At 32.2% G+C, this 9,375-nt stretch carries 9 protein-coding genes; 3 read left to right on the forward strand and 6 right to left on the reverse strand.

Going from position 1 to position 9,375, the window contains the following annotated elements:
* Positions 1 to 76 precede the first annotated feature (76 nt).
* On the forward strand, positions 77 to 172 hold the full coding sequence (locus tag IDG65_RS03490) for a hypothetical protein (RefSeq protein ID WP_031789489.1): 96 nt from the start codon (positions 77 to 79) through the stop codon (positions 170 to 172).
* On the opposite strand, the gene IDG65_RS03495 is transcribed toward IDG65_RS03490, so the two are convergent.
* The 3 genes from IDG65_RS03495 to IDG65_RS03505 all read right to left on the reverse strand — a co-directional run bounded on the left by IDG65_RS03495 (position 133) and on the right by IDG65_RS03505 (position 3,581).
* Positions 133 to 1,263, reverse strand: a complete 1,131-nt coding sequence (locus tag IDG65_RS03495) for an HAD family hydrolase (protein ID WP_000721707.1) — start codon at positions 1,261 to 1,263, stop codon at positions 133 to 135. The two genes, IDG65_RS03490 and IDG65_RS03495, sit on opposite strands and share 40 nt — an antisense overlap.
* Before the next feature lie 106 nt (positions 1,264 to 1,369).
* On the reverse strand, positions 1,370 to 2,836 hold the full coding sequence (nagE, locus tag IDG65_RS03500) for an N-acetylglucosamine-specific PTS transporter subunit IIBC (RefSeq protein ID WP_000276367.1): 1,467 nt from the start codon (positions 2,834 to 2,836) through the stop codon (positions 1,370 to 1,372).
* A 127-nt stretch (positions 2,837 to 2,963) separates the two neighbouring features.
* Positions 2,964 to 3,581, reverse strand: a complete 618-nt coding sequence (locus IDG65_RS03505; RefSeq protein WP_000287588.1) for a lysophospholipid acyltransferase family protein — start codon at positions 3,579 to 3,581, stop codon at positions 2,964 to 2,966.
* 171 nt (positions 3,582 to 3,752) lie between these two features.
* Between IDG65_RS03505 and IDG65_RS03510 the strand changes: the two genes are divergently transcribed.
* Entirely contained in the window at positions 3,753 to 5,027 is a 1,275-nt protein-coding gene (locus IDG65_RS03510) for a S1C family serine protease (RefSeq protein WP_001279338.1), read from the forward strand.
* A 93-nt stretch (positions 5,028 to 5,120) separates the two neighbouring features.
* On the opposite strand, the gene tyrS is transcribed toward IDG65_RS03510, so the two are convergent.
* Positions 5,121 to 6,383, reverse strand: a complete 1,263-nt coding sequence (gene tyrS / locus IDG65_RS03515; RefSeq protein ID WP_000186037.1) for a tyrosine--tRNA ligase — start codon at positions 6,381 to 6,383, stop codon at positions 5,121 to 5,123.
* A gap of 380 nt (positions 6,384 to 6,763) precedes the next feature.
* On the opposite strand from tyrS, the gene IDG65_RS03520 reads away from it, so the two are divergent.
* Positions 6,764 to 7,669 carry a transglycosylase domain-containing protein gene (locus IDG65_RS03520; protein WP_000184370.1) on the forward strand — a complete coding sequence of 302 codons (906 nt, stop codon included), beginning with the start codon at positions 6,764 to 6,766 and terminating at the stop codon, positions 7,667 to 7,669.
* Here the strand turns inward: IDG65_RS03520 and IDG65_RS03525 are convergent.
* Together IDG65_RS03525 and IDG65_RS03530 are read right to left on the reverse strand one after the other, a co-directional pair.
* Positions 7,649 to 7,741, reverse strand: a complete 93-nt coding sequence (locus tag IDG65_RS03525) for a hypothetical protein (protein WP_001789987.1) — start codon at positions 7,739 to 7,741, stop codon at positions 7,649 to 7,651. The two genes, IDG65_RS03520 and IDG65_RS03525, sit on opposite strands and share 21 nt — an antisense overlap.
* A gap of 130 nt (positions 7,742 to 7,871) precedes the next feature.
* A partial coding sequence (locus IDG65_RS03530) for an NEAT domain-containing protein (RefSeq protein ID WP_206174020.1) occupies positions 7,872 to 9,375 on the reverse strand: 1,504 nt, incomplete at its 5' end.

Below are 9,375 nucleotides of genomic sequence, written 5' to 3' on the forward strand. Positions count from 1 at the left end.
AAAATGCCAAGAAGACATTGGATTACTTCCATTACTTCTTGGCATTTTTTCATTATTAATTTCATTGTAACTCAATATGAAACCTTTGGTTCAATCATTCACTTCAAGTTGTGCTGTCAAACAACAATCAAATTACAAATTATCTAGTACACCTCTAAGTTCACCTAAATGATTAATAACATAGTCGGCATGATGCGCTTCTAACTCACCTGCAGCATCCTTACCTTTTAAACCTGTTAATGTTCCAATAAACGTTGCACCTATTTTTTGAGCACTTAATAAGTCAGCTAACGAATCGCCTACTATAAATACGTCATCTTTATTTACAATGTTATCTTGCTTATTGATATAAGATTCATATTTATCGCGATTATTACCATATAAAGCTGCGATATAACTAAAAGGATTCGGCTTTCCTAATGGTCGTGCTTGCGGATACATATTCTCTGCTTCTAAAACATCACTTGCAGTTGCAATAAAATCAGCTTCAAAATATGGTAACAATCCTAAATTTTCAAATGGCACAACAGTCTCAGTATAAGGACGACCTGTTGCAATACCTAATTCGAAACCAGCACCTTTTAAATCATTCAGAAGTACCTTAACTTCATCTACTGGTCTCAAAATAATTTCTTGATAAATATAACCTGTCTTAAAAGTAGTTCGTGCTATTTTCTTTTCAACATCTTCATACAACTTCGATCCTAAATACCATTCTTGATAAACTTCTTGCGCTAACGTCCATAATGCACCCTTCAAACTAAATAAAGTAGCATCCGAAACATGTAACTCTGTTGTTGCAAACTCTTCCAAAGCAGCATAAATATTATTTTTACCAACTTTTACATTATCCAAAAATTGTAAAGGTAGTTGTTCATTTAAATTAAAACAGTCTGCTAAGTTTGTGCTTATATTTTGCAACTTCAATTCGACAGGCTCATCTTGATACATGAATGCCTCAATTTCATCATGTGATAACTTTTTCAAAATATCAATTAAATGAATACTAAAAACGATAAATAACATATCCCAATTTGAATTTAGCCCTAGCGATTTTAATTTGTTTAAAATCTTATCTTTTTGAAAAATTCGATTCCTAATGTCTTGTATATCGTTATCAGTCAAAGTTTCCCAATCTATATGTGAATGAAGACCTAAATAACACTTATCCATTAATAATTCATATACCGTTAATGCAGAGACATCGAAACAACGTTCTTCACTTAAAAAAACGCCATCAACATCAAATAAAATTTTCTTCACAATCCCCACTCCATTTCTGAAAATTCAGATATAAATCATTCTACTATTTGACTAAAAAAAGCGCAAACCCTATTGAAGTTGGATTTGCGCTTTAGCTGTTTAAATTTTATAAATGTTTTTCAATTTCATCAGCAACCTGCTGTACGTGTGTACCGACAATAACTTGAGTTGAATGTTTACCATTAACAGTAACACCAACTGCACCGGCGTTTTTAATCTTCTGTTGATCAATAATAGATGTGTCTTTTAACTCTAGACGCAACCTTGTTGCACAATTAGTTAAATTAACAATATTCTCTTGACCACCTAAACCTTCTAATATTTGTATAGCATGTTGATGATATTTACTTTGTTTAATATCATTTTCACCAGGAGCAATATTATCTTTTACAACTGTTGGATCAACTAATTCATTTTCACCTCTACCAATCGTATTCAAGTTAAATACTTGGATTACTACACGGAAAATCACATAGTATAAGATGAAAAATACAACACCTTGAACAAGCAACATCAATGGATGATTTGATACTGGATTAATTAGTGATAACACATAATCTATCAAACCTGCACTAAATGAAAATCCAGCTGTCCAATGGAATGTAGCTGCGATAAATAAAGATAATCCTGTTAATAACGCATGAACAACATATAAGATTGGCGCAACAAACATAAATGCAAACTCAATCGGCTCTGTAACACCAACGAAAAATGCTGCAACTGAACTCGCTAGGAACCAACCGTAAACTTGTTTTTTCTGAGTCGTTTTAGCTGTATGATACATTGCTAACGCAGCCGCTGGAATACCGAACATCATGATTGGGAAGAATCCCGCTTGATAGCGTCCTGTAATACCTTTTATAGCATCTTTGCCACTTTGGAATTTACCAATATCATTAATACCAATCGTATCAAACCAGAACACACTATTCAGTGCATGATGTAATCCTGTAGGAATTAATAATCTATTGGCAACACCATATATGAAAGCTCCAAACGATCCTAAACCGACTATAGATTCACCAAATTTTACAATCCATGAATAAAGTAGTGGCCATAAGAATAACAATATGACAACTAAAAATGTACAGTAAAATGCAGTCATAATTGGAACTAGACGTTTACCACTAAAAAATGATAATGCTAATGGTAATTCTGTTTCACTAAACTTATTGTATGCATAAGCTGCTATTAAACCTATTACAATACCAACAAAGACATTGCCATTATTCATCTTTTCAAAAGCTGAATTTATTTCCGAAGCTTTCATTCCTAATAAAGGCGCTAATTTCATTGGTGATAATACAACTGTAACTAAAAAATATCCTAACGTAGCTGCAAGCGCGACTGCACCATCATTTTTCTTTGCCATTCCTATAGCTACACCAATTGCAAATAAAATACCTAATTGCTCTAAAATCGTAGTACCTACCGTAGTAAAGAACATTGCGATTTTCGGCGTCGCATGAAGTGCATTTAACGTATTACCAATTCCGGCAATAATTGCTGCAGCCGGTAAAATGGCAACTGGTAACATTAACGAACGCCCTAAATTTTGGAAAAATTTATACATTGAATGTCATCCTTCTTAAAATAAGGTAGAAATATAAAGATTACTAATGTAACTAGAATAACTACTTCGATACTCCGTTATAGTCACCTAGGCTTACTAACCAGCTATATTTCTACCTCAAGTTATTTTATAAACTTTTTACAATTTCATGCAATTCTTGTTGTAACTTTGCTGTTCGTGTTTCAATCTCTTTTGTAATATAATCGATACGCTCGTTTCGTTTTAAATCTTTAGGTAAATCGTTAATATCGATTGGTTTACCAATATTTATGTATGCTTGTCCTGTTAAAAGACCGTGAATCTTAGTAGGACCAACATAAGCAACAGGTAATATTGGTGACTTACTTAACATTGCAATTGTTGAAGCACCACGTTTCAAAGGTGCACCTTCTTGCGATGTGCGAGAACCTGTTGGGAAGATACCAACTGTCTTATTATCTTTCAACAAATTGATTGGGCGTTTTAAAGTACTAGGTCCTGGATTTTCACGATCTACAGGAAATGCATTTAAAGACGTTAAAAATTTACCAATCCATTTATTTTTGAATAATTCTTTTTTAGCCATATAATGAATTTGATTAGGATATAATGCCATACCTAGCATAATGACTTCGTTATAACTTTCATGCGTACAAGTTACGACATATTTACTATCCTTAGGAATATTATCTTTACCGATTACGTATAATGATTTTGACATTTTAACTAAAATGAAATTCAAAATCTTACTAATCACTGAATACATTGTGCCACCTACTTAACTTATTTGTTTATAACAACTAGATTTTATCACTATATTTTTACTAGAACAAGATAGTCTGAAAATACATCTAAAGTTGTATAGTGTATTACTAGCAATAATTATAAAAAAAAGACATAATTAAAGCATATATAAATCATATAATGGAGGTTAAGTATGTCAGATTTTAATCATACAGATCATTCTACAACAAACCATAGCCAAACACCTAGATACAGAAGACCTAAATTTCCATGGTTTAAAACAGTCATCGTTGCATTGATTGCTGGAATTATTGGTGCACTTCTAGTACTTGGTATAGGCAAAGTATTAAATAGTACAATTTTAAATAAAGATGGTTCAACTGTCCAGACAACAAATAATAAAGGTGGCAATCAATTAGACGGTCAAAGCAAGAAATTCGGTACCGTTCATGAAATGATAAAATCTGTCTCCCCTACAATTGTTGGAGTTATTAACATGCAAAAAGCATCAAGTGTAGACGACTTATTAAAAGGCAAATCATCTAAACCATCTGAAGCTGGAGTAGGTTCAGGTGTTATCTATCAAATAAACAACAATTCAGCTTATATCGTTACAAACAATCATGTTATTGATGGCGCAAATGAAATTAGAGTCCAATTACATAATAAAAAACAAGTTAAAGCGAAATTAGTTGGTAAAGATGCAGTAACTGATATTGCTGTACTTAAAATTGAAAATACAAAAGGTATTAAAGCGATTCAATTTGCCAACTCTTCAAAAGTACAAACTGGCGATAGCGTATTCGCAATGGGTAACCCATTAGGATTACAATTTGCTAACTCTGTAACATCTGGTATCATTTCAGCAAGCGAACGTACGATTGACGCTGAGACAACTGGTGGCAATACAAAAGTCAGCGTTCTTCAAACAGATGCTGCTATTAACCCAGGTAACTCAGGTGGCGCATTAGTAGATATTAATGGTAATTTAGTTGGTATTAACTCAATGAAAATTGCTGCGACACAAGTTGAAGGTATCGGGTTTGCTATTCCAAGTAATGAAGTTAAAGTAACAATTGAACAACTTGTAAAACATGGTAAAATTGACCGCCCTTCGATTGGTATTGGTTTAATTAATTTGAAAGATATTCCTGAAGAAGAGCGCGAGCAACTTCATACTGATAGAGAAGACGGTATTTATGTCGCCAAAGCTGATAGTGATATTGATCTTAAAAAAGGTGATATTATTACAGAAATTGATGGCAAGAAAATTAAAGATGATGTTGATTTAAGAAGCTATTTATATGAAAATAAAAAACCTGGTGAATCAGTCACTGTTACCGTTATCCGTGATGGTAAAACAAAAGAAGTTAAAGTGAAATTAAAACAACAAAAAGAACAACCAAAACGTCAAAGCCGATCAGAACGTCAATCACCTGGCCAAGGCGATAGAGATTTCTTTAGATAATTTACAGACAGTAAAGTACATTAAGAGCCTACTCATATTCATTCCTAAGAATGTAATGAGTAGGCTCTAATTTATTTAGCTATGCAATTATATTTATTGATAGTTAACCATGAAGTATTTTTTCTTACCGCGACGAATAATCGTAAATTCGCCATCAATTTTATCTTCTGGTGCTAAAGCATAATTAACATCTTGTTGTCTCTCACCATTAATATAAATCGCACCATTGTTAACATCTTCACGTGCTTGTCGTTTAGAAGGAGAAATGCCTGTTTCAATAAGGACTTCAACGATATTTGTTGTGTCATTTGATAATGTCACTTGAGGCACATCTTTAAATCCATCTTTTAATTCTTTCGCTGATAATGATTTTAAATCACCACTAAATAATGCTTGTGAAATACGGATTGCATCATTTAATGCATCTTCACCATGAATAAATTTAGTTACTTCTTCAGCTAATGTTTTTTGAGCTTCACGTAAATGCGGTGCTTCATTTTTAGATTGTTCTAAGCGATCAACTTCTTCTTTTCCTAAGAAAGTAAAGTATTTTAAGAATTTAATTACATCTTCGTCTGATTGATTAATCCAGAATTGATAAAATTCATAAGGACTTGTTTTTTCAGCATCTAACCAAACAGCACCTGACTCAGACTTACCAAATTTCTTACCATCTGATTTAGTTACAAGCGGAATAGTTAAACCGTATGCGTCTGTTTGACCATACATACGACGCATTAATTCAATACCACTTGTGATATTACCCCATTGATCTGATCCACCTACTTGAATCTTACAATTCAATTCTCTATTCAAATGACCGAAATCAATAGCTTGTAAAATCGTGTATGTGAATTCTGTATATGAAATACCATGTTCTAAACGACTTTGGATTGAATCTTTACCTAACATGTAATTAACGCCGACGTGTTTACCATAGTCACGTAAAAAGCTAATTAATGAGATTTGTCCTAACCAGTCTCTATTATTAACAAGCACTGCACCATGGTCTGTTCCAAATTCAAAAATATTGTGCATTTGCTTACTAATACCTTCGATATTTTTATCTACTTGTTCTTCTGTTTGTAGCACACGTTCTTCTGATTTACCTGATGGATCACCAATCATACCTGTACCACCGCCAATTAAAACGATAGGACGATGTCCATGTTCTTGAAATCTTCTTAATGTTAAAAATGGTAATAAGTGACCAATGTGTAAGCTATCTGCTGTTGGATCGGCACCACAGTATAACGTCACTTGTTCTTTATTTAATAAATCTTCAATACCTTGTTCATCAGTTTGTTGATAAATAAGACCTCTCCATTTTAAATCTTCAATTAATACATTCGTCATTATTATTTCCTCCTATTTATAATTATTTATTGAATACTTGTTAAAATACTTTAAAGCTTTTTGAACGTAAAAAAACCCTTACAACAAATATGTAAGGGCGCGATTGCACGTTACCACCAAACTTAAACATAATCATAAGATAATGTTCACTCTATTAATGATACGTTCATTAATAAACGTAGGACATGTTAGTTATAAAGGTGTATTCATATTATTAAAAACACTAGTTCACAGCGACCACTAGCTCTCTGATGATTTCAAATAATATTACTTGTCCTTTTATCCTATTCTTTATGCATTTTCCCTAATTATAATTAACGTTAAAATAAAAGTCAAATTGCTTAAATATGGTATACTATACGTAATTTAGGAGGTTAAAGATGACGAATCAAGACAACAATCATCAATTGAATCATCGTATATATCATTTTGAAAAGATATATAAAGCTATCAAACATGTCATTGTTTTTATATTTATGATTTTCATTGCCATCGTTGCTATCGCTGTGATTGCGATGTCTTTATATTTTCATCATTTAACTAAAACGTCCGACTCATTATCAGATGATGCTTTAATAAAAAAAGTTCGACAAATACCTGGCGATGAATTATTAGATCATAATAACAAAAATTTATTATATGAGTATAACCATTCTCAAAACTCACTCATTATAGGCCCTAAAACATCAAGTCCAAATGTCATTAAAGCATTAACGTCATCTGAAGACACTTTATTTTATAAACATGATGGCATCTTACCAAAGGCGATTTTAAGAGCAATGATACAAGATATTTTTAATACTGATCAAAGTTCAGGTGGTAGCACAATTACACAACAACTTGTTAAAAATCAAGTTCTTACCAACGAAAAAACATATAGTAGAAAAGCAAATGAACTTCGCCTAGCAATTAGATTAGAACACCTACTCTCAAAAGATGAAATTATATATACATATTTAAATATAGTTCCCTTCGGTAGAGATTATAATGGCGCTAATATTTCCGGAATTGCATCCGCTTCATATAGTTTGTTTGGTATTCCACCAAAAGATTTATCAATTGCACAATCTGCATACCTTATCGGTTTGTTGCAAAGCCCTTATGGCTATACACCCTACGAAAAAGATGGAACGTTAAAATCGGATAAAGATTTGAAATATAGTATTCAAAGACAACATTATGTATTAAAGCGTATGTTAATCGAAGATCAAATCACTGAAAAAGAATACAACGACGCATTAAAATATGATATTAAATCACATTTGTTAAATCGAAAAAAGCGTTAATTGATGCTCACTTTTTAAAGTAACCACAACAATGAATCCAAATATTAAAAACAGCAGTAAGATTATTTTCAATTAGAAAATTTCTCACTGCTGTTCTTTTTATTTACTCTAAAGGAAAGCCATTAAACCAATCAATAGTTTATAAATTAATTGCTTTCACATTGTCTACAAAGTTAATCATACATATGCTATATCCAGTTAATTATTTAGATTCTTTTCTGAATTTAGGAATGAATAAAGCTAACATACCTAATAACGCATATAAGCCCCACCATGATTGGCTTGAAGTTGTTTCTCCAGTTTTTGGTAGCATTTTAGATTGACTAAGTTTGTTTTCTTTCGATGGTGTGCCGGCCTTTTCTTTTGTTTTCACTGTTTTATCTACAGTTTTATGAATATCATTCGGCAGATGTTCAGTTGTTTTTTTGTCAGTAACTTTGTCTGTATTATTATAATTTTGTTTCACTACGTCAAGCTTTGCTGCTTTTCCAGTATGATTATTTTTATCGGCAATATGATTCAGCTGTATGACTTTGTCTTTATTTTTATTAGAGTCTTTATCAGTATCGACATTCGATGACATACCAACGCTATTATCGGCATCTTTATCCACATTTCTATCAGTATCTTTGGCAATTTGAGTATCCATTTCTTTTAAATCATACTTATCGAAGTGATTATTATCCGACATATCGGATAAATGATCAACATCATGTTGCACATCTTTATCAATATTATTATCAGCATCTTTAACCACGTCAGACTCTGGTTCTATCACATCTGCTTTATCAGACGCATCTTTAGGATTTGTTGCAGTGCTGCTATTTTCAGCTACATCTGTATCAGCAACCTTACGTTCTTGTCCTGTTTGTACATTTAGCGGTTCACTCGTGTTATTTTGTGATGTAGCATCATCTTTTGTCTTGATATCCTGATTTATAATTCTGACATGATATTGACCTTCATAACCAATGTTTGCCACAACGACTTTAACAATCGCATTGTAAACTGCTTTGTCAGGTATATATGGGAAAATCAGCGTTCTAGAATTATTTTTAGGATCTTTAGAAACAGTAGTGACACGTTTACCTTCTACAATTAAATCTTTCCAGTAACTGTCATCCTTTGTTTTCATCACTACATATTTTTGACCATTTAAAGTTGCTGTATAGAATGGATGTTCAACAAAGCCGTCCATAACTGACTCACTATTTTCTTCACTTTCAAAAACAACAAAATGCGCTTCTTGTAAATCTGTTAATTGATCATTTGTAGGTGTAACATTTTCAAATTCCGTCACTGCTGATTTAACCTGATCAGCTAACTCTACTCTAGTTTGATCTAATTTCTTTTTATATTCCGCCTTATATTTTTCCGGCAATTTCTCTTGTAATTTTTCTAATTCATAAACTTGTCTTTCTAACGTTTTAGCTTTGTGATACGGAGCTAATAATTTTTGTAAATTGTATGTTTCCTCATCCACATAGTCGTCTGGGTTATTAGTAATAGGCTGTGCAAAGACCATTAGCGTATAATCATAGTCTTCATGGATGTTCTCACCATATTCAATAGATGACACAATTTTAACTTCTCTCGTACCATTAGATACTGGGAAACGAATATATGCATAATCTTTATCAGAATCATATGATACTAATTCGACTGGTAACTTTTTGTCACCTTCATAAACTTCAAATTTCTTCCAT

Origin of the sequence: Staphylococcus sp. EG-SA-17 (assembly GCF_017151845.1) — a bacterium.
In the GTDB taxonomy this organism is placed as follows: domain Bacteria; phylum Bacillota; class Bacilli; order Staphylococcales; family Staphylococcaceae; genus Staphylococcus; species Staphylococcus aureus.

Excerpts from the sequence above, each read along its gene's own strand:
- tyrS (WP_000186037.1), bottom strand. The coding sequence starts at position 6,383 with ATGACGAATGTATTAATTGAAGATTTAAAATGGAGAGGTCTTATTTAT.
- IDG65_RS03510 (WP_001279338.1), top strand. The coding sequence starts at position 3,753 with ATGTCAGATTTTAATCATACAGATCATTCTACAACAAACCATAGCCAA.
- IDG65_RS03505 (WP_000287588.1), bottom strand. The coding sequence starts at position 3,581 with ATGTATTCAGTGATTAGTAAGATTTTGAATTTCATTTTAGTTAAAATG.
- IDG65_RS03520 (WP_000184370.1), top strand. The coding sequence starts at position 6,764 with ATGACGAATCAAGACAACAATCATCAATTGAATCATCGTATATATCAT.
- IDG65_RS03490 (WP_031789489.1), top strand. The coding sequence starts at position 77 with ATGAAACCTTTGGTTCAATCATTCACTTCAAGTTGTGCTGTCAAACAA.
- nagE (WP_000276367.1), bottom strand. The coding sequence starts at position 2,836 with ATGTATAAATTTTTCCAAAATTTAGGGCGTTCGTTAATGTTACCAGTT.